The 19,384-nt window shown below is 47.5% G+C and carries 22 protein-coding genes; 14 read left to right on the top strand and 8 right to left on the bottom strand.

Annotated elements, in window-relative coordinates; all coding sequences use genetic code 11:
- Nucleotide 1 precedes the first annotated feature (1 nt).
- The 7 genes from hisB to J3P34_RS12200 all read left to right on the top strand — a co-directional run bounded on the left by hisB (nucleotide 2) and on the right by J3P34_RS12200 (nucleotide 5,367).
- The gene (gene hisB, locus J3P34_RS12230; RefSeq protein WP_210488972.1) at nucleotides 2–1,096 is read left to right on the top strand and encodes a bifunctional histidinol-phosphatase/imidazoleglycerol-phosphate dehydratase HisB; all 1,095 of its coding nucleotides are present in this window, start codon (nucleotides 2–4) and stop codon (nucleotides 1,094–1,096) included.
- Complete coding sequence (gene hisH / locus J3P34_RS12225; RefSeq protein WP_210488971.1) at nucleotides 1,096–1,677, top strand: imidazole glycerol phosphate synthase subunit HisH; 582 nt, start codon at nucleotides 1,096–1,098, stop codon at nucleotides 1,675–1,677. Before hisB ends, hisH begins: the two co-directional genes overlap by 1 nt.
- Nucleotides 1,678–1,680: 3 nt before the next feature.
- The gene (hisA, locus tag J3P34_RS12220; protein ID WP_210488969.1) at nucleotides 1,681–2,400 is read left to right on the top strand and encodes a 1-(5-phosphoribosyl)-5-[(5-phosphoribosylamino)methylideneamino]imidazole-4-carboxamide isomerase; all 720 of its coding nucleotides are present in this window, start codon (nucleotides 1,681–1,683) and stop codon (nucleotides 2,398–2,400) included.
- 207 nt (nucleotides 2,401–2,607) lie between these two features.
- Nucleotides 2,608–3,360, top strand: a complete 753-nt coding sequence (gene hisF / locus J3P34_RS12215; RefSeq protein WP_210488968.1) for an imidazole glycerol phosphate synthase subunit HisF — start codon at nucleotides 2,608–2,610, stop codon at nucleotides 3,358–3,360.
- Between the two features lie 125 nt (nucleotides 3,361–3,485).
- Nucleotides 3,486–4,136 carry a bifunctional phosphoribosyl-AMP cyclohydrolase/phosphoribosyl-ATP diphosphatase HisIE gene (hisIE, locus tag J3P34_RS12210; RefSeq protein ID WP_210488967.1) on the top strand — a complete coding sequence of 217 codons (651 nt, stop codon included), beginning with the start codon at nucleotides 3,486–3,488 and terminating at the stop codon, nucleotides 4,134–4,136.
- A gap of 23 nt (nucleotides 4,137–4,159) precedes the next feature.
- Nucleotides 4,160–4,729, top strand: a complete 570-nt coding sequence (locus J3P34_RS12205) for an RBBP9/YdeN family alpha/beta hydrolase (RefSeq protein WP_210488966.1) — start codon at nucleotides 4,160–4,162, stop codon at nucleotides 4,727–4,729.
- A 29-nt stretch (nucleotides 4,730–4,758) separates the two neighbouring features.
- Nucleotides 4,759–5,367, top strand: coding sequence for an HD domain-containing protein (locus tag J3P34_RS12200; protein WP_210488965.1), 609 nt, complete (start codon nucleotides 4,759–4,761; stop codon nucleotides 5,365–5,367).
- 48 nt (nucleotides 5,368–5,415) lie between these two features.
- Here J3P34_RS12200 and J3P34_RS12195 read toward each other — a convergent pair whose 3' ends face one another.
- The 3 genes from J3P34_RS12195 to J3P34_RS12185 form a co-directional block, all read right to left on the bottom strand.
- Nucleotides 5,416–6,291, bottom strand: a complete 876-nt coding sequence (locus tag J3P34_RS12195; protein WP_210488964.1) for an alpha/beta fold hydrolase — start codon at nucleotides 6,289–6,291, stop codon at nucleotides 5,416–5,418.
- A gap of 11 nt (nucleotides 6,292–6,302) precedes the next feature.
- Nucleotides 6,303–6,872 carry a TetR/AcrR family transcriptional regulator gene (locus tag J3P34_RS12190; protein ID WP_210488962.1) on the bottom strand — a complete coding sequence of 190 codons (570 nt, stop codon included), beginning with the start codon at nucleotides 6,870–6,872 and terminating at the stop codon, nucleotides 6,303–6,305.
- A gap of 139 nt (nucleotides 6,873–7,011) precedes the next feature.
- Complete coding sequence (locus J3P34_RS12185) at nucleotides 7,012–7,731, bottom strand: LytR/AlgR family response regulator transcription factor (protein WP_210488961.1); 720 nt, start codon at nucleotides 7,729–7,731, stop codon at nucleotides 7,012–7,014.
- A 252-nt stretch (nucleotides 7,732–7,983) separates the two neighbouring features.
- On the opposite strand from J3P34_RS12185, the gene J3P34_RS12180 reads away from it, so the two are divergent.
- The 5 genes from J3P34_RS12180 to J3P34_RS12160 all read left to right on the top strand — a co-directional run bounded on the left by J3P34_RS12180 (nucleotide 7,984) and on the right by J3P34_RS12160 (nucleotide 12,647).
- On the top strand, nucleotides 7,984–8,769 hold the full coding sequence (locus J3P34_RS12180) for a peptidase-C39 like family protein (protein ID WP_345890359.1): 786 nt from the start codon (nucleotides 7,984–7,986) through the stop codon (nucleotides 8,767–8,769).
- The gene (locus tag J3P34_RS12175; protein WP_210488960.1) at nucleotides 8,744–10,225 is read left to right on the top strand and encodes a RimK family protein; all 1,482 of its coding nucleotides are present in this window, start codon (nucleotides 8,744–8,746) and stop codon (nucleotides 10,223–10,225) included. Before J3P34_RS12180 ends, J3P34_RS12175 begins: the two co-directional genes overlap by 26 nt.
- Complete coding sequence (locus J3P34_RS12170; RefSeq protein ID WP_210488959.1) at nucleotides 10,206–11,450, top strand: carboxylate-amine ligase; 1,245 nt, start codon at nucleotides 10,206–10,208, stop codon at nucleotides 11,448–11,450. The genes J3P34_RS12175 and J3P34_RS12170 overlap by 20 nt, the downstream gene beginning before the upstream one ends.
- The gene (locus J3P34_RS12165; RefSeq protein WP_210488958.1) at nucleotides 11,447–12,148 is read left to right on the top strand and encodes an N-formylglutamate amidohydrolase; all 702 of its coding nucleotides are present in this window, start codon (nucleotides 11,447–11,449) and stop codon (nucleotides 12,146–12,148) included. The genes J3P34_RS12170 and J3P34_RS12165 overlap by 4 nt, the downstream gene beginning before the upstream one ends.
- A gap of 94 nt (nucleotides 12,149–12,242) precedes the next feature.
- A complete protein-coding gene (locus J3P34_RS12160; protein WP_210488957.1) occupies nucleotides 12,243–12,647 on the top strand; it encodes a phage holin family protein in 405 nt (134 codons plus the stop codon).
- 186 nt (nucleotides 12,648–12,833) lie between these two features.
- On the opposite strand, the gene J3P34_RS12155 is transcribed toward J3P34_RS12160, so the two are convergent.
- Nucleotides 12,834–13,766: a D-2-hydroxyacid dehydrogenase gene (locus J3P34_RS12155; RefSeq protein ID WP_210488955.1), complete on the bottom strand. Its 933-nt coding sequence runs from the start codon at nucleotides 13,764–13,766 to the stop codon at nucleotides 12,834–12,836.
- 160 nt (nucleotides 13,767–13,926) lie between these two features.
- The gene (locus J3P34_RS12150; protein WP_210488954.1) at nucleotides 13,927–14,967 is read right to left on the bottom strand and encodes a nucleoid-associated protein; all 1,041 of its coding nucleotides are present in this window, start codon (nucleotides 14,965–14,967) and stop codon (nucleotides 13,927–13,929) included.
- A gap of 286 nt (nucleotides 14,968–15,253) precedes the next feature.
- Between J3P34_RS12150 and J3P34_RS12145 the strand changes: the two genes are divergently transcribed.
- Nucleotides 15,254–15,928, top strand: coding sequence for a TIGR02117 family protein (locus tag J3P34_RS12145; RefSeq protein WP_210488953.1), 675 nt, complete (start codon nucleotides 15,254–15,256; stop codon nucleotides 15,926–15,928).
- Between the two features lie 564 nt (nucleotides 15,929–16,492).
- Nucleotides 16,493–16,873, top strand: coding sequence for a hypothetical protein (locus J3P34_RS12140; protein ID WP_210464934.1), 381 nt, complete (start codon nucleotides 16,493–16,495; stop codon nucleotides 16,871–16,873).
- 168 nt (nucleotides 16,874–17,041) lie between these two features.
- On the opposite strand, the gene J3P34_RS12135 is transcribed toward J3P34_RS12140, so the two are convergent.
- The 3 genes from J3P34_RS12135 to J3P34_RS12125 form a co-directional block, all read right to left on the bottom strand.
- Nucleotides 17,042–17,596 (bottom strand): DUF4136 domain-containing protein, encoded by a 555-nt coding sequence (locus J3P34_RS12135; protein ID WP_210488952.1) that lies wholly within the window; start codon nucleotides 17,594–17,596, stop codon nucleotides 17,042–17,044.
- 75 nt (nucleotides 17,597–17,671) lie between these two features.
- A complete protein-coding gene (locus tag J3P34_RS12130; RefSeq protein WP_210488951.1) occupies nucleotides 17,672–18,073 on the bottom strand; it encodes a methylglyoxal synthase in 402 nt (133 codons plus the stop codon).
- Nucleotides 18,074–18,205: 132 nt separating this feature from the next.
- Nucleotides 18,206–19,357 (bottom strand): tetratricopeptide repeat protein, encoded by a 1,152-nt coding sequence (locus J3P34_RS12125; protein ID WP_210464931.1) that lies wholly within the window; start codon nucleotides 19,355–19,357, stop codon nucleotides 18,206–18,208.
- Nucleotides 19,358–19,384: the final 27 nt, after the last annotated feature.

Below are 19,384 nucleotides of genomic sequence, written 5' to 3'. Positions count from 1 at the left end.
CATGAAAAAAGTTTTATTTATAGACCGCGACGGTACCATTCTCCTTGAACCACCTACCGATTATCAGGTAGACTCTTTTGAGAAATTCTCTTTTTACCCGAAGGTCATCCGAAACCTATACAAAATATATACAGAGCTGGACTACGAGTTTGTAATGGTGACGAACCAGGACGGTTTAGGCACAAACTCTTACCCTGAAGATACATTCTGGCCTTACCAGAACAAGATGCTGGAGATTCTGGAAGGCGAGGGCATCAAATTCGCGCACATTCACATTGACCGCAGCTTTGAGCACGAGAACAGCCCTAACCGCAAACCACGCTTAGGCATGTTGGGTCAGTACCTGACTTGTGAATATGACTTAGCTAATTCTTATGTAATTGGCGACCGCCTTTCCGATGTGCAGATGGCAAAGAACCTGGGTTCTAAAAGCATCTTGCTCCAGAACGTAGCCAATGAAGCTGCTTCTTTCATCAGCACCGATTGGGACGAGATTTACAACTTTCTGCGTTTGCCAGCACGTAAAGCGACTATTCAGCGGAACACCAATGAAACGCAAATCAGCGTGGAGATCAACCTTGACGGCGAAGGCAAATCAGACATGCAAACTGGGGTTGGCTTCTTTGACCACATGCTGGACCAATTGGCTCGTCATTCAGGCGTAGACATGCGCATTCACGTGAAAGGCGATTTGCACATTGATGAGCACCATACCATTGAAGACACTGCTTTGGCTTTAGGCGAAGCCTTCGCGCAAGCCATTGGCGATAAACGCGGCATTAACCGTTACGGCTTCCTGTTACCAATGGATGATGCCTTGGTACACGCTGCTATTGACTTCTCAGGTCGGCCTTGGTTAGTGTGGGATGCTAAGTTTTCTCGTGAGAAAGTAGGAGACATGCCAACCGAAATGTTCATGCACTTCTTCAAATCCTTTTCAGACACGTCTAAATCTAACCTCAACATCAAGGCCGAAGGCGAGAACGAGCACCACAAAATTGAGGCTATCTTCAAAGCAGTAGCCAAAGCTATCAAGATGGCGTTAGTGCGTGACGTGAACAAGATGGAGATTCCAAGTACCAAAGGTGTTCTATAATGAAAATCGTCATAGTAGATTATAAAGCAGGTAACGTGCAGAGCGTGCTTTTCGCCCTGGAGCGATTGGGTGCTCACGCTACTGTTACCTCCAATGCCGAAGAGATTCAAACTGCCGATAAGGTAATTTTCCCGGGCGTAGGCGAAGCTTCCTCGGCGATGCGTGCGCTTAAAGTTAATAATTTGGACCAGCTGCTGCCTACCTTAACTCAGCCATTCTTAGGTGTTTGTTTAGGCATGCAGTTGTTGTGCCAACACTCAGAGGAAGGCGACACCGAGATGCTGGGCATTATTCCAGTGCCCGTGAAGAAATTTGATGCGGCTATCAAAGTGCCGCACATGGGCTGGAACAATCTGCACCACTTGAAGGGTGATTTATTCACTGGTATACAGGAAGAAGAGTACGCTTACTTCGTGCATAGCTTCTATGCTCCGGTAACAGAGCATACCATTGCGCAGAGCTCTTATCCAGAGCCATTCAGTGCCGCCCTGCAGTACAAAAACTTCTACGCGGTTCAGTTTCATACCGAGAAAAGCGGCCCTGCGGGAGCGCACATCCTTCAGAATTTCTTAAATCTCTAAGCCATGGACATTATTCCGGCTATTGACCTAATTGGCGGCCAGTGCGTTCGCCTCACCGAAGGTGATTTTTCCCAGCAGACTACGTACCACACAGACCCGGTAGAAGTAGCGAAACAGTTTGAAGGCCTCGGCTTACGTCGCCTTCACCTGGTAGACTTAGATGGTGCCCGTGCCAAACAGCCGGTGAACCTTCCTGTATTGGAGCGCATCGCCAGCCAAACCAAACTGCACATTGATTACGGCGGAGGCCTGCAAAGCTCAGAAGCTATCCGTCAGGCGTTTGATGCCGGTGCAAAGCAAATCACCGCAGGCAGCATTGCCGTACGGGAGCCGCAAACCGTAGAGGCTTGGCTGCAGGAGTACGGTGCTGACCGCATCATTGTAGGCGCTGATTTCAAAGATAACCGCATAGCTATTAATGCCTGGGCTGACCAGAGCGAACTAACGCTGGAATCGTTTTTGGCTTCTTTTGCTGAAAAAGGCGGAAAAACGTTCATCTGTACCGATGTTAGCAAAGATGGCAAACTGCAAGGTTCTTCTATTGAGGTCTACCAGCGTTTACTGGAGCAATTTCCAACCTTGCTGTTCATCGCCAGCGGCGGCGTAACTACCATTGAAGAAGTACGTCAGCTCCGCGAAGCTGGTTTGCATGGGGCTATCATTGGTAAGGCCATTTATGAGGGAACCATTTCTCTAGAAGATTTGGCGAAAGAGGTTATCTAGTTAATTAGGTTTGCTGGCGCGAGCGTCCCGCTCGTGTCCCCACGCATTGCTGATTAGTGCTTCGCGCAGTAACGCAAAATAGAGTTAGGTATGTGTACGGACACGAGCGGGACGCTCGCGCCAGCGGAATAAATGATTTAAATAAGTTTGATGTTCAGACTTGACTCTTAAGTCCAGCATCTAACATCTAAATACTAGCATCAACAAATGCTCACAAAACGAATTATTCCTTGCCTGGATATCAAGAACGGACGCACCGTGAAGGGTGTACGTTTTGAAGATATCCGCGATGCCGGTGACCCGGTGGAACTAGCGGCTTTGTACGCCAAACAGGGTGCCGATGAACTGGTGTTTCTGGACATCACAGCCACCAATGAAAAGCGCAAGACCTTGGTGGAACTGGTGCGCGAAGTGGCCCGCTACATTGATATCCCATTCACCGTGGGTGGCGGCATCAGTGCCGTAGAAGATGTTGAAGTGCTGTTACAGAATGGCGCCGACAAAGTATCAGTAAACTCCTCGGCTATTCACCGTCCTGAACTGATTACTGAACTGGCGAGTCGTTTCGGGAGTCAGTGCGTGACAGTGGCCATTGACACCAAGAGCACCCCGGAAGGCTGGAAAATCTTCAGCAAAGCTGGTACAGTAGATACCGGACTTTGGGCACTGGAATGGGCCAAGGAAGTGGTAGAACGTGGAGCCGGAGAGATCCTGCTCACTTCCATGAGCAACGATGGCACCAAGAACGGCTTCGCACTGGATATTACGGGCGAAATCTCCCGCAACGTGATAGTTCCGGTGATCGCCTCTGGCGGGGCCGGGAATGAGCAACACTTCTTAGACGTGTTTGAAGCCGGTGCCGATGCCGCGTTGGCTGCCAGTATCTTCCACTTCCAGGAAGTACCGCTACCCGGGCTGAAGAAGTTCTTAGCAGTGAATAAGATTGATATAAGATGCTAGAGCCAAACCTCACCGGTTTTAAAACCTGTGAGGTTTTCCTTTACTGACACAAGCTGTTTTTGACTCGTTTCTCTAAACCCAGGTCAAAAACAGAAACATCTCAAAAGCAGATATAGGTTAAAAACATGACCATAGATTTCAACAAAGGAGAGGGGCTGGTTCCCGCCATCATCCAGAATGCTGCTACCGGTAAGGTATTGATGCTGGGCTACATGAACGAGGAGGCCTTTGAGCAAACTCAGTCAACAGGCTTGGTGACGTTTTTCTCCCGCTCTAAGAATCGTCTTTGGACCAAAGGTGAAACGTCGGGCAACACGCTTAAGGTGGTGAAGGTGGAACTGGACTGCGACCAAGATACGCTGCTAATTTTGGTGGACCCAACCGGACCAGCATGTCACCGCAACACCGAAACATGCTTTGATGTGGAGAGCGACAGAGACTCTTATCATCTGAGAAGCTTCCAGAACTTCACCCCAACCGAGCAAGCGCTACAATTCATCGCGAATCTGGAGCAAACCATTAAAGACCGTAGAAAGAATCCTATTGAAGGCTCCTATACCAATCACCTGTTCAACAAAGGCCTGAACAAAATGGCCCAGAAAGTAGGGGAAGAAGCGGTAGAGGTGGTCATTGATGCAGTAGCCGGAAACACAGAACCGATGAAAGGTGAAGCAGCTGACTTGATTTTCCACTTGTTGGTGCTGTTAGAAGCTTCAGGGCTTTCACTAGCTGAAGTAGTACAGGTACTGGAAAGCCGCCATAAGCCTCGCGAGTAGGGATTAGTTGTAATTGAAGTGGCATGAATTTGAACGCTACCATTCTCATCGTCCCGGGTTTAGGGAATTCAGGTAAGCAGCATTGGCAATCGCTTTGGGAAAAGCAGTTTGGCTTTTCCAGGGTACAGCAGCTGGATTGGGAAACACCGGATTGTGCAGATTGGGTAGAGGCCTTGGAGGCCGCAGTAAGCCAGCACAACCCTGAAAATCTCATCCTGGTGGCACATAGCCTGGCCTGTATCACCATTGCGTTTTGGGCGGCTAAATACAAAAAGAGGATCAAAGGAGCCCTTTTGGTAGCGCCTAGTGACACAGAAGCTGTTTCTTTTCCGGAGGGAACCACCGGGTTCATGTCCATTCCGTTGCTAAAACTGCCTTTCCCTTCTGTGGTGGTGGCCAGCGACAACGATCCTTACATGGAGTTAGGTCGGACGGAATACTTGGCAAAGCAGTGGGGCAGCAGCTTCCTGAATATCGGAGCGGCTGGCCATATCAACGTATCCGCAGGTTTCGGGGATTGGCCTGAAGGCTTGGCGCTTCTTAAGCAACTTGACTCAGGTGTAGAATCAAAAAGACTTACTTCTTTAGGATAATTGCTTTTACTCAAATTACGAGATTGATCATGACAACCTTTGATGTTCTTCTTCAGCAAATCGCCTTCATCCACGAGATTGATAAGCTGAAATATATTACCCGCAAGACCCGTCTCTTCAACAGCAACCGCCACGAGAATGATGCGGAGCACAGCTGGCATCTCGCCATGATGGCACTGGTATTGGCTGAGCATTCAAACGAGCCGGTGGATGTACTCAAAGTGGTGAAGATGCTGCTCATTCATGACCTGGTAGAGATTGACGCCGGCGATACCTTCCTGTTTGATACCGTCTTAAACCATACAAATACCGAGGTGGAACGAAAAGCTGCCCAGCGGATTTTTGGTTTATTGTCCCAAAAACAAGCTGAGGAGTTTCTGCATATCTGGGAAGAATTTGAGGCAGGTGAAACCCCCGAGGCAAAATTTGCCCGCACCATGGACCGTTTGGAGCCACTTCTCCAGAACGTGTCCAACGAAGGCGGTACCTGGATGGAGTACAACGTGCCTTATGACAGAGTGTTGGAGAAAACGGTTGGACTCCAGAATGGCTCCCAAACCATTTGGGAATTCGCCAAAGCCCTTCTGGATAGTTCGGTGGAGAAGGGCATCCTTAAGAAAACAGATACAGGCGAGTAATTACTAGCTAAAAAAGGGAGAGCTATACATGCAGTCCTGTTAAAGTACTTACTGTAAAACCGGCTGCTCCAGAAAAGCCTGAATGGCTTTCGTGACTTTCTCAGGCGCTTCCTCCTGAAGAAAATGCCCGGTTTCCATTTCCAATACTTTTAGCTGCGGCAGTGTTTTTCGCCAGTTTTCCAGAAATGGGGCCGGAATCAATTTGTCTTTTGTGCCCCACAACACTAGTGCAGGTTTGCCGTCTAGAACATGCCTTTGGTTATACAAACTGGTGAAATACGGAGTCTCGCCGGCCAAGGCTTTGGCAAAGTACCAGGTACCTAACCGGTCTTTCCTTTTCCTGAACGGTCCCAGGTATTGTTGTTGCACCTCCCTGGTAAGTTTCTCCTTCTGGTAAAAGGCTTGGGGCAGCAGGAATTTTGGGGAGAAGTTCAGGTTTACGTACAGGAACTTCCCAAACCGACTGCCGAACAGTTTGCTTGCCTGCATCATGGGTTTAACATCAGTAAGAGGCCACATCCAGGAGTTGAGCACTACCACCTTCGCCACTTTCTCGGGCTGCTGTACGGCCCAGCCAAGCCCAATAGGTCCCCCGAAATCATGAACCACCAGCGTTACGTTCTCCAATTGCAGGTGCTCTACCAGTCTAGCAAGGTTGTCTCGGTGATCCTCCAATGAATAAGAGAAGTTCGGCGGTTTCTCAGAAAGTCCGAAACCCAAGTGATCTACCGCAATGCACCTATAATTTTTGGAGAGTGCCGTTATCTGGTTTCGCCACAGGAAGGACCAGGTAGGTGTGCCGTGCACAAACAGCACGTTGTCGCCCTGACCTTCATCAATATAATGGAGCTGTCCTCCGGGTACCCCCAGATAGTGCTGTTTGAAGGGGTAGGCATTTTTGTCAAGCCATGATTGATCTTGCATAACGGTAAAGATTAAGTGGCTAAATGATTCTTCAACTGGACTAGGTAATTTTCAATCACCTCCTGCAGCGGGTATTCCGGGAGATGGAGGTAGTGCTGGGCAACTCCGTCAATGGTGGCAAACATGAGTACCGCATCTGCGAATGGGTTAGCAGATCCGGCCGAGGCCAGATTTTGGGAGAGCAACTGTAGCACAAGCTGGTTTTCGGCTTGTACTTCCCTCTCCAAGGCCTTCAAAACCTCAGACTGCATCTTAAGGCTATGGTAGAGGCGCCAGAAGTTTTTGTTCTGCTCCAGCAGCCGGAAGGTAGTCCGGATATGGTGTTCCAGGTATTGAAAAGGGGAAAGCCCCTCGGGTTTCTCAAAGGATTGCAGAATGTCTTGCCGGCCTCTTACCAGAATCTCTTTGAGCAGGTCTTCTTTGCTTGGGTAATAGTTATAGAGTAATCCCAGGGAAATGCCTGCCTTAGCCGCAATCTGCCTGATGGAGGTGCGGTCAAACCCATGCTCGGCAAACAACTCCAGCGCCGTATTAATGATGTTCTGGGTGCTGGATTCGCGCTGGGATACCCTTTTAGACATAGGCTGCTACTTTTTAGTTGAATGAACGTATGTTCAATTTAATAAAAAGGAAAATTCTTTCAAAGCAAAACTCCTGTTTAGGGCTCTTTTGTAAAAAAGAAGCCTTAAACAGGAGTTCAGTATATAGTAGCTTAAATGACTAAAGTTTGTTCAGGCGGCTGTAGAACTTAGATTGGTAAGAACCACCAATGGGAATGTACTTGTCCTGCATGAACACTGAGTCGTCTTCAATGAGCTCTATTTTCTTCAGGTTGATAATAAATGACCTATGGATGCGCAGGAACATGTCTTGCGGCAGTTTCTGGTCAATGGCGCTCATGGTAGTATAGACAATGTGCTTTTTGGTATCAGTGTTGATGACCACATAGTCACCGCGGGCCTCAATAAATGATACATTGTTCAGGTTCAGCTTTACAATTTTGTTGTCAACCTTCACAAAAAGCTCCTCTGAGTTGCCGTTGGTAATTGGTGTACCGTTGGTTTTGGTGTCTAGCTTTTTGGTGGCGTTAAGTACCGACTGGGTGAACCGGGTGAAATCAACAGGTTTTAAAAGGTAATCTGCTACCTGTAACTCAAAAGCCTGTAAGGCGAAATCCTTATGCGAAGTGATAAGAATGGTCTGTGGTTTATGGGGCAGCGTCTTGAGCAGTTCCATTCCGGTCATCTCAGGCATCTCCACGTCCAGGAAAAGCAGGTCCACGTTATCGTTTTTCAGCAACCAGGCCAATCCCTCCACACTGGAACTGAACGTTTGCACCAGTTCCAGGCTGGGAGTAGCCTTTATATGACGCTCCAGAATCATTCGGCTTAGTTCATCATCATCAATAATAATTGAGCGGAGGGGAGTTTCTTTTTTCAAATGTCTAGAGGTTAGTTAGTAACAGGATAAAACTTTCTCTTCCCAAAGATATCAATCTAATTATAATTTCCACGGGTGCAAATGGTAAATTGTATAGGTAAAAGTACTTAAGCCAACCTAAAAAAAGTGATGAAAAAGAAGTTGGGGTAATTCCATTGCCCAGGAGGATGGAAAGTTTGTGCATAGGGGACCAAGGTTGAGTAACCCAACCGTAAAAACACGTATAAGAGACACAAATAGACCAAAAGAAAAGTGCTTCCAGTTACCCTACTTAATTCTTTAAGGATTCTTACCCAGCCGGATGATTCTACCTGTGGGCCCACCAGCCTTCATGCGGTTTACCAGTATTACCAGGATCCACTTCCGCTGGAGCAGGTCATCTCTGAGGTTTCTTTCCTGGAGGAGGGCGGCACCCTGGCGGTATTGTTGGGTTGCCATGCCTTGCGCAGGGGCTACAAAGCCCGCATCTATACCTATAACCTGCACGTTTTTGACCCCACCTGGTTTAAACTGGGCAAAGAGAAAATTATCGCCAACCTGCGGGAACAACTCATCTATAAACCAGACGCCAAGCTGCACGTAGCCACTCACGCCTACATTGAGTTCCTGGAACTAGGCGGCGAGATTCTGCATAAGGATCTTACCCTTAGCTTGCTGGACCATTACTTCTCCCGGGGAATTCCACTTTTAACGGGGCTAAGCGCCACCTACCTGTATAACTGTGCCCGGGAAAGAACCAATGAACGCGGAGAAGCTATCTATGACGATGTGCGGGGCGAGCCGCTGGGGCATTTTGTGGTCCTCGCGGGCTTTGACAACGAACAAGATAAAGAACACGTGATTGTGGCAGACCCTTATCAGGAAAACCCACTGGTAGGAAACAATTATTATAACGTACCTATTTCGCGTCTCATTAACGCCATTATGTTGGGCATAGTCACCTACGACGCCAACCTCTTGGCCATTGAACCGCAACCAAAATCTAAACTTACCCCAGAACAGACCAACCTTCATGCGCAAACTAGTAGTGGTCAATAATCCCAAAGACTGGGATCTTGACATTGAGGATGTAGAGGTGGTAGATGCGCAGCGTTATCTCACCGATCCGGCCTACACAGAAATTAAAAGCGCCCGTATTTTCAACCTTTGCCGGTCTTACAAATACCAGAGCAGTGGTTATTACGTCTCGCTTTTAGCCGAAGCCAGGGGCCACCGGGCCATCCCAAACGTGACCACCATCCAGGACCTGAAATCACAGACCATTGTAAGGGCCATCACCGATGAGATCAACGAGACCATCCAGAAGAGTTTGTCCAAGCTCAAGTCCAAGAACTTTACCCTTAGTATCTACTTTGGTCAGAATGTAGCCAAACAGTACGAGAAACTGAGCAAGCAGCTGCATGACCTCTTCCAGGCTCCGCTTCTGAGGGCGCAGTTCGTGTATAATAAAGAGTGGACGCTGGAAAGCATTAATCCAATTCCGGTGAACGAGGTACCCGAACACCACCTCCGGGACCTGTACAATTTCGCGAAGGCCTATTTTGCCCGCAACCGGTTCTCCAATATCCGGACGAATAAGAAAATTTATGACCTGGCCATCCTGGTGAACCACGCCGACAGTGATCCGCCCTCAAATGACCGGGCAATTCAGAATTTCATTGACGCCGCCGAGAGCCTGGGCTTTTACACTGAGCTGATCACCAAAGAAGATTACCGCCGGTTGTCTGAGTTCGACGCGCTGTTCATCAGGGAAACCACCTCCGTGAACCACCATACCTACCGTTTCGCCCGCCGGGCCCACGCTGAAGGCTTGGTGGTGATTGATGACCCGGTTTCCATCCTGCGGTGCACGAACAAGGTGTACCTGGCCGAGTTGCTTTCCAAAGCCAAGGTGAACATCCCCAAGAGCATGATCATCCACCGCGACAATTGCTGTAAGGTGGTAGCGGAACTGGGGCTGCCCTGCGTGCTCAAGAAACCGGATTCCTCTTTCTCCCAGGGCGTGGTGAAGGTGAAAACCGAGGAAGAACTGGAAGAGCAGCTGAAGGAGATGCTCTCTGAGTCTGACCTTATCATTGGGCAGGAGTTTACACCTACGGATTTTGACTGGCGCATTGGCGTGCTGGACAAACAGCCGCTCTACGCCTGCAAGTACTTCATGGCCAAAGACCACTGGCAGATCTACAACTGGGAAGGTAAGAAGAAAGACGTGACCGGCAACTTTGAGACTGTGCCCTTTGAAGACGTACCGTTTTTTGTGCTGCATACGGCTTTGAAGGCAGCTAACCTCATCGGTGACGGCTTGTACGGTGTAGATGTAAAGGAAATTGATGGAAAGGCCTACGTGATTGAGGTGAATGACAACCCCAATATAGACCACGGTGTGGAAGACCGCATCCTCAAGAAAGACCTGTATCTCACCATCCTCAAGTCAATTAAACGGCGAATAGACAGCCAAAAAAATCTGAATGGCAATGAGCAGCGCCCCTCCTAAATTAGGTTTGTTCCAGGGCTACGGCGTAGAGATGGAATACATGATTGTGGACCGGGATACCCTCCAGGTGAAGCCCATCTCAGATGAGGTGCTCAAAGCAGAGGCGGGCGAACTGACATCAGATGTGGAGCGTGGCACCATGGCCTGGTCTAATGAATTAGTGCTGCACGTTTTGGAGTTGAAGACCAACGGGCCAGCACAGGAACTATCATCTTTGGCTGATAAATTCCATGGTGAAGTGCAGCGGGTAAATGATTTGCTGGCGCCCTTTAACGCCATGCTGTTGCCAACGGGCGCGCACCCGTTCATGGACCCTTACAAGGAAACAAAGCTTTGGCCGCACGAAGCGAGCGAGATTTACGAGGCCTACAACCGCATCTTCAATTGCCAGGGCCACGGTTGGTCTAACCTGCAGAGCACCCACCTGAACCTTCCTTTCAGAGATGATGAGGAGTTCGGGCGATTGCATGCGGCTATCAGGCTGATCTTGCCGCTTATCCCGGCCATCAGCGCGGCCTCACCGGTGCTGGACGGAAAAGTTAGCGGCCTGCTGGACACCCGTTTGGAAGTGTACCGGAAAAACCAGGCAAAAATCCCACTCATTGCGGGAGAAGTGGTGCCGGAGGCGGTTTTCTCAGAGGCGGATTATGAAGCCCAGATTTTCCAGCCCATGTTCCGGGCCATTGCTCCCTACGACCCTGAAGGTGATTTGCAGGAAGAGTTCCTGAACTCCAGGGGAGCCATCGCGCGGTTCAGCCGGGGCGCCATTGAAATCAGGATCATTGACAACCAGGAGTGTCCGCTGGCGGATATTGCTATTGTGACGCTGGTCTCCGAGGTGCTGAAAAAAATGGTTTCCGAAAGATGGGGCAGCTACCCAGACCAGCAAAAAGTTGACACCTCTTTCCTGGCTTCGGTTTTTCTGGCTTCTCTTAAAAACGGCCCCCAAACGGAAGTACAGCAACCTGATTATCTGCGGCTCTTTGGGGTATCTGGGGAGAAAGCCACCTTACAGGAAATCTGGGCGCACCTGTGGCGGGAAGTGCAGGAAGAACCCGTTTTCACCCCGGCACTGAGCCAAGCCATAAGGCTAATACTTCAGGAAGGCTGCCTTTCCCAGCGAATTTTGAAGATTTTAGGTTCTTCGCCTTCCATTGATGCCATCAAAGACGTATATAGAAAATTAGCTAACTGTTTGGCTCATAATCAACTATATGCACCTTGAAAAACGAACGGTTGAAGGTTATCGTCACCTGTGAACACGCCGGAAATGAGATACCTCCGGAGTTTGCAGCCGCCTTTGAGGGGGCAAAGCAAGTACTTGCCACGCATAGGGGGTATGATATTGGCGCTCTTGAGCTGTACCAGAAGTTCTCCAAAATAGCTGATTTCTCTCTGTACAGTACCACCAGCAGGTTGGTGGTGGAGTTGAACAGGTCTTTGCACCACCCAAAATTATTCTCTGAGTTTATGCTGCCTTTGTCTACCGCGGAGGCAGAGAAAGTGGTGGCAGATTACTACCAGCCTTACCGGCAGAGGGTAGAGGAGCAGATTGCCAGTTGGGTGCGGGAAGATTTCTCCGTGATACATGTATCGGTGCACAGCTTCACGCCTGAACTCAACGGGAAGGAGCGGAAAGCAGACATTGGTTTGCTCTATGACCCTAAGCGTGAAAAAGAGCAATTGTTTGCCGCACGCTGGCGCCAGCAGATGCAGATGGTGAATACGGAGATTAAGATCAGGTATAATTATCCTTACAAAGGCACCGCCGATGGCTTTATCACTCATCTGCGCAAAGACTATACAGACACCCAATATGCCGGCCTGGAACTGGAAGTAAACCAGCGGTTTCCCGAGGCCCACAAGGAGGAATGGAAGGTTCTGCAAAGCCAGTTGATACAGACTTTCAACCTTGCCCTATAAACCCTTTCCGTATTTTCCAGTATAGAAGCAATACCAGAACTAAATATTCTGGAACCCATATACAATACTGTTCTACCTAAACTATGAAAAAAGTATGGATTTCTTGATTAACCTTCTCGTGAGCGCCGGGGTACTGATGCTGTTGGCGTATTTAATGCCACAGGTTACCATAAAGAGTTTCTGGACGGCCCTCTGGGTTGCCTTTTTGGTGGGTATCCTTAACGCTACCCTTGGGTTGCTGATTAGGTTCCCATTGAACCTGGTGACTTTGTTCTTGCTTCAATTTGTAGTAAAATTGATAGTGACCGCAGTCATCATCAAAGTAGTAGACAAGCTGGTGAGAAACTTTGAGGTGCGCGGATTCTGGCCCGCGTTGGTGATTGCCATTGCCCTGGCAGTTGCCAGTACTTTACTGGAACGTAACGATGAGGAATATGACAGCGCAGAGTACCAGCAAACTGCCTTGGTTCAAGGGCCCTTGAAGCATATGGTCAGCTAAATTTGTATATGCCAGATAATGAAAAGCGCCAGCATCTGAATAAGATGTTGGCGCTTTTTTGTGTTGTTAAAGGCTAAAAGCAAAAGGCTTTTTAGTTATTTTTAATCTTATGTTTTGGGCCTGTTTTTAATAAAAATGCCCTTGAACTAAGGCTGCGTTTTTCCTGATTGCGGATTCGCCGGAGGATTAGTAACCCTGTGACAGATTCACCTGGTCTGACACTTCTTCACCGGCCAAATAAAGTTGAAGGTTGGAGACAAACCTCTCTATTTTACCTTCCACCTCACGGGCCTGACCACCGCCGGTGTGCTGCGTAATTAATACATTCTCCATCTCCCAAAGCGGGTTTCCTTTTGGTAGAGGCTCTTCCTCGGTGACGTCCAGCACCGCCCCAGCCAAATGCCCAGATTGCAGAGCCTCTATCAGCGCAGTTTCATCGGTGGTATTGCCGCGGCCCACATTGGCGTACAGGCTGCCTTTTTTCATGGTCTGGATGAATTTTCTGGAGACGTATTTGTCAAGGTTGCCAGGCAAGGTATTAATGATGATATCTGTGTGCGGCAGATGCTGGAAAAGCTCATCAAGAGAATGGATCTGGGCAGCGGGATTCTGGCGGGCAGTCATTTTTACCTCGGTCCCGAAACCTTCCAGAATCCTTTTCACTGCCTGGCCAATGGTACCGGCGCCCAATACAATGGCGGTTTTCTGCCCAAGTAGGTCCAGCTTTAAGCGCATCTTTTTGCCCTGCCAGTTCTGTATCTGCTGCAGTTTCACCAAATCCTGAATACCCCGGTAGAACGCCAGAATACCAGCCACCATAGTCTCGGCACAGGCTTCCGCGAAGAAATTACCCATGTTGGAGACCTTTGCGTTAGTTTGTACCTGTTTGAATTGGTCAAAACCCGCAGATTCCAATTGCCAGAATTGCAGATTAGTAGGGGCTAAGGCAAACCAAGAGGAGGGAGGGTTCCCAAACAGGAGTTCCGCCGAGGCAAAAGCAGATTCACTTTCCTGGTTTTCAAACCCGTTATAGAAATAAGTTTGAATATTTGCCGGAAGTAGGTCCTTTAGATATGTCTGCTGTTGCGGGTCAAGTTCAGCGAAGATAAACAGGTTCATGCGAGAAGGTTAAGGCAAAAGGCCAAAGTTTGGGGCTCTTTATTGAGCGTGCTACAGGTAAGACGTAGAGAAAAAGCCCGATGTTATAATAAAAGTAAAAGGAAGGGGAGGCCTTTTGCTGTTTTGGCCTCGTTTTTAGGAAACTAGGGCCAGAACAGGTTTATTCCTCATCCTCAAAATACAGCTTGTAGTATTTGCGGCCATCCTCATCTACGCCTTTCTCAATCATGTCTTTGTTTCCATGGATGTAGATGTGGAAGTTCTTGTCCAGTTTGAGCACACTCTTGAAAACCCGTGCTTGTTTCTTCACCGCTTGAGGCGAAATGTCAAAGCTGTCTTCCAGTTCAATGTCATAGTTCTGGCGGTACTCGGTGTCATAGTTATGGAAGGATTCAATAAGATCAGGTTGCCCGAAAACCTCGGTGACGAACTCTTCCTTGTCAAAGGTCTCATGCTTGTTGAAGTACTCCACGGAGCGGTTCAGCAGCACGATTTGGTCAGTTTTCTCTACCTCAAATTCCTCTGACATGCGCTCAGAAATAAATTCTTTGGTAAGGTTGAGCAGGTGGTTGGTCTGGTGGAACTCGTTGTTGATCTGGGTTAGTCCCATGAAGTTTTCGCTCCAGTATTTGGCTTCCTCGCCGCGGTTTTGGTTGTCCATGATGGCCACCAGAAAGCCTTCCTCGGGCTTGGTGTTAAAGATAATGCAGCCTTTGTCAAACTTATTGGAGTCAATGCCCTCCAGGTATGACATGGAAAAATCCCGGTTTTTGCGGCTCACGTCAAAATATCCGCTTTTAACCTCGGTTTTGAAGATTCCCACGGCTTCCACCACGCGCTCCTCAATCTCACAGTTGATGAAATGGGCCACGTACAGCTCACCGGGTTTGATTTTAGGGTGCGTGGTGCTTTCAAACAGGTGACGCGCGATGTTGCGGGAGTTCTCATGGAAGGACTCCTTATCAGCGAAGATGTTCTCGGCGTAGCTGTACACCTCATTGAACTGCAGCGATGAAGGGTGCGAGAATCTGAACCGCTCGTGCGCCTGGGCAAACTTACCCAGGAAGAACTTCTCCAGTTTTTCGGTAAGGCTGTCGCCAAAATCAAAGGTGTTCTCTGATAAGGTCAGTTTCTGTTCCAGTCCTTTGTTACCCACGTGGTGGATGGAAAGGTGCGTAAGTGAGGCGGTATCAAATTTCATGAAGGAGGTTGCGCTAGGGATTTGTAATTCAAATGAAGCTGCAAAAGTAAGGAATCTACTGCATCTGGTAAGGTATGGGAGTAAATACTCATGCTATTTAGATTTAGGATACTGCTTTCAATCCATTTAATCTAAAACAGCCTTTAAACGGAATGTAATGGCTCTCCAGGCAAAAAGAGATTTATTGACTGTTCTTATGCCAGAAGGCATGAAGGTTAGTGAGGCTTCTTGTGGTTCAAGCGGAAAGACCTATCTTTCGGGTCTTCAAAATTGAAATACCTTTATATTGAAATCTGCCTTAATCACCTCCGGATACGTTTTCCTGGTCTTGTTGTCGCTGGTACTGATTTATTTCCTGGTTGCGTTTGTGCTGTCCAGGATGAGCGTAGACGCAGAGCCTGAAACAAGGAAAGAGGTTTCCATTTACATTCTGACCAACGGAGTGCATACCGATTTAGTAGTACCGGTGAAGAACGAGGTCTATGATTGGCGGCATTATGTTAAATATGACCATACCGCAGGCAAAGACACTACGGCAAACTTTATAGCCTTTGGGTGGGGTGACAAAGGCTTTTACCTGGAGACGCCCACTTGGGCTGATCTGAAGGCGAAAGTGGCTTTCAAAGCGATGACGGGTCTGAGTGCCTCGGCCATTCATGCTACTTTTTACAAGACCATGCCAGAAAACGAGGCTTGCCACAGGATAGACATCAGCCGGAAACAGTACGGAAGATTGGTGAAATTTATCCAACAACGGTTTGATCTGGATGAGCATGGAAGTACAATCCATATAAAAACAGATGCAAACTACGGCCAGAATGATGCTTTTTACGAAGCAACAGGAAGCTACAATCTATTTTATACCTGTAACACCTGGGCCAACGAAGGCCTGAAAGCCTGTGGTCAGAAAGCCGCTGTATGGACGCCGTTTTACAAAGGAATATTTTATCACTACAGATAATGAACGTTGTGGTGAATTGTTAGCATCACCGTATTTGAAGGTAAATACAGTGATTAGTTTAAATATTAATGTCTATTTAACATATAATAAGCTATAAGCCTATATAACTTGATTTACATAAAAGTCTTATAATTTATATTATGTTAAGTAAATAAAAAAGAAGTTCCTTTGTACTTAGATAAACCTTTAATCTCCTATCTATTTCTTCTCCTATTTGGGCTCTACTTTTGTTGGACATTCCTATTTACCTTTTAGTATTGTTTAACTGTTTGGCATTGTTGGGCATATTGAATCACAACATTAAGTCAATAATATAACCACATAGAAAAAGCACGTATGTAACGTGCTTTTATTTCTAAAGAGACTGTAACTGCTATTTGGGTTTTTACTGTATGGCTATCACCTAAGGCTTTGGCTTTGAATCAGTGAGTTTACTAAAAAGCACTTACTAACTTGATCGTCTACAGTTTTCAGCTCTCCTAACTTAATCATGGTGTTTATACTGAACCCACAACTTTCCCTTTCATTTTACGGTAGGCACTAAGGAAATCAAAATGTTTAACCATGGCTACACAGAGATCCTTTGATGAACTCCTGAATACAAAACAAAAGAAGCTTGCATTTTTCCAGAACCTGGTCTTAGTGGCTGTCGCAGATAATTACCTGGACCAGCAGGAAAGCGATTTCCTGGTTTCCATAGGAAGAAGGCTGAGCCTGACAGAAGAAGATACCACTCCTATTGCTGATAACCTGCCCGTGCTCTCTTTCATCATCCCCGAAGATGGGCTGCAAAAAACAATGGAATTGCAAAGCCTGGTTATGATGGTGCTTCAGGATGGCAGAATAGACAAAGCGGAGTATAATTTGTGTCTGGAATATGCCCGCCGCATTGGCTACAGCAAAGACACCCTTGACGAGTTTATCGATAGCCTGCAGAATGCTTAGTATATTAAGTCCTTTGTTTTTGTCCTGTTTTTTAAATAACACGCGAAAAACACAGATTTGATCATTTGTCTTATCAAACTAAAACGCCTCTTAATTTAATAAGAGGCGTTTTAGTTATTTAACATAAAAAAAGAAGCGCGGACTCCTTTAACTCATTTGCAAACTTCTCTACTGAGTGGAAGTTGGTAGTGATTGAAAGAGTTTCTCCACTCCTTCGGCTATTCTTTCCTGCACTTTTGCATTGTTGGAGGGCACCACAGATTCTGCCTGGCTGCTCCATACTAAATTATTTTGGGCCCGATCCACCAGGTGTACTGAAATGGTTCCTTGTTTGTATCGCCCTACCTCTACTTCCTTGCTGCGCCAGGTATACCTTCTCTGACCCATGTAATAGGGTGCATCCGTTCTGAAATCAGTTTGCCGGGTCTGCTTTTTCTCCTGTACCACAACGCCCAGGTTCACCAGAAGATCTGGGTTTGATGTAGCCATGGTTAAACCTCGCTTCTGCAACTGGTTGGATACCTCCCTTTGCAGCGCTGCGATATGCTCTGCCGGAATCTCCAACTTAGAAGAATCTGCATTCACCTCCAGGAAACCAAAGGTTTTGTAATTGGCCAGCGTGAAATCATGGGCGGCTTCTGTATTGGCCACCCTAACGGGGCTACAGGCCGCAAGCAACAGGAAAAGCAGCAACCCCAAAAAATAATCTATTTTCCTTTTCATGTATCTAATCAAGTTTGTACAAGTAAGATGTACTTGATTAGAAAACTTAGGTTGTACCTCCCTTTTGGCTTATCTCTAACGGGTTGCTTTTCCGCTCAGCATTTCGGCTTCCAGTCCCTTCACCAGTAGCCTAGCAGCCGATGGATTGGTGGCCAGGGGTACGTTGTGCAGGTCACAAAGTCGCATGAGCATCTGTACATCTGGTTCATGGGGGTGTTTACCCAGCGGATCCCGGAAAAACAGCACGGCCAGGATCTTGCCTTCGGCTACCAGGCTGGCAATCTGGGCATCTCCCCCTTTGGGACCGGATAAAAGCTTTTTCACTTTTAGGCCTGTCTGCTCTACATACTGCCCGGTGGTGCCGGTGGCTACCAATTGCGTGTTCTGGAACAGGTTGGAGTGGTCTTTCACAAAGGCTACCATCTCTGCTTTTTTGCCATCGTGGGCTATTATGGCGATTCTCTTTTCTGCTGGCATATTGAATTCGTTTGGCCTAAACTACTGGATTTTACCTCACCATGTTTACCCCTGTTTTTATTTCTGACCTGTTTTTATAAAAAGGGCATAAAAAAAGGGGCTACAAGAGCCCCTTTCTTTTGGTTGTATTTCTTACAAGGTCTGCAGCAAAGCATCCATGCGTTTTGCGTCAGCTGGTCTGTCTAAGGCAGTGTATACCTTCAGCAGAGACTGCACCGTGGTACGGTCTTTTGGTTGGGCTTTCAAAGCGTTCTCAAAATAAGGCATTGCCTGAGAGAAAAACTTCTTGGCTTCGGCTTGAACAGCTTTACCGTTTTTCTGGTACTCGGCCAGGCTCATTTTGTTGGCTTTGTTGTTCAGGTTAGCGCCTTTGTTGAAGTAGTAAACCCCCAGGTTATACTGGGCATCAAAGTTGGCTGGGTCAATTTCAGCGGCTTTCTTGTAAGAAGCCAGGGCCTCATCGCCTTTGTTCAGTTTCTCCAGGATGTTACCACGTACGGTATACAGGTTAGCGTTGTTTGGATCTGCAGCGATTGCGGCATTCAGTTTGTCCATGCTTTCTTTCTCACGACCGGTTTTCAGGTACAGGTCAAGTTCCTGCAGCATGAAGTTCTTGTCGTTAGGGTATTTGGCACGGGCTTTTTCCAACACAGCTAAAGCTTCTTTCTCGTTTTTCTCAACGTTGTTGGCGATGTACAGCAACTGACCATACACAGCAGGAGAAGCCAGGTTCTTGTCTACCAACTGGGTGTACAGTTGTTTAGCGGAGGCATAATCTTCTGCACCGGCAGCAGCGTAAGCGGCATAGATGTAAGCAGTGGTATCTTCTGGCTTGTAGGTGATAGCCTGCAGATACGCTTTCTGAGCCTCAGCGAACTTTTTGTTGTTGTAGTTCTCTACCCCAGCGTTCAAAGCATAGGCATACATGTTGTTCACCAGCACCTCTTTGCGCTTGTTGGCCTCATCTGTGAATTCCTTTTTCTTCGTTTCCAGGGCAGGAACTTTAGAGAAAGCCTCATAAGCTTGCTTAGAAGCCTCAGCCGGATCCATCAGTTTACCATAGATAGGGTGGTTAGCCATATCTGAGTAGATCACGCCTTTGTAATACCAAGCTTTAGCGTTATTGGCGGTTTTCTCGTGCACAACGGCTTTGTCAATCTCTTCTTTAGCCTTGTCTAAGGTACCTTTCTGTTGGTACATGATGGCACTTGTTACGGCAGAAGTCTGCGCAATTGCCACTTGCATGGACACCAACGCGGCTGCTGTTAAAAGAAACTTTTTCATTGCTTTCGTTAGGTTAGAAATATAGGT

This window comes from Rufibacter aurantiacus, assembly GCF_017916345.1.
In the GTDB taxonomy this organism is placed as follows: Bacteria; Bacteroidota; Bacteroidia; order Cytophagales; family Hymenobacteraceae; genus Nibribacter; species Nibribacter roseolus.
The sequence above is the reverse complement of the archived record's forward strand: the minus strand, read 5'-3'. Positions and strand labels throughout refer to the sequence as shown.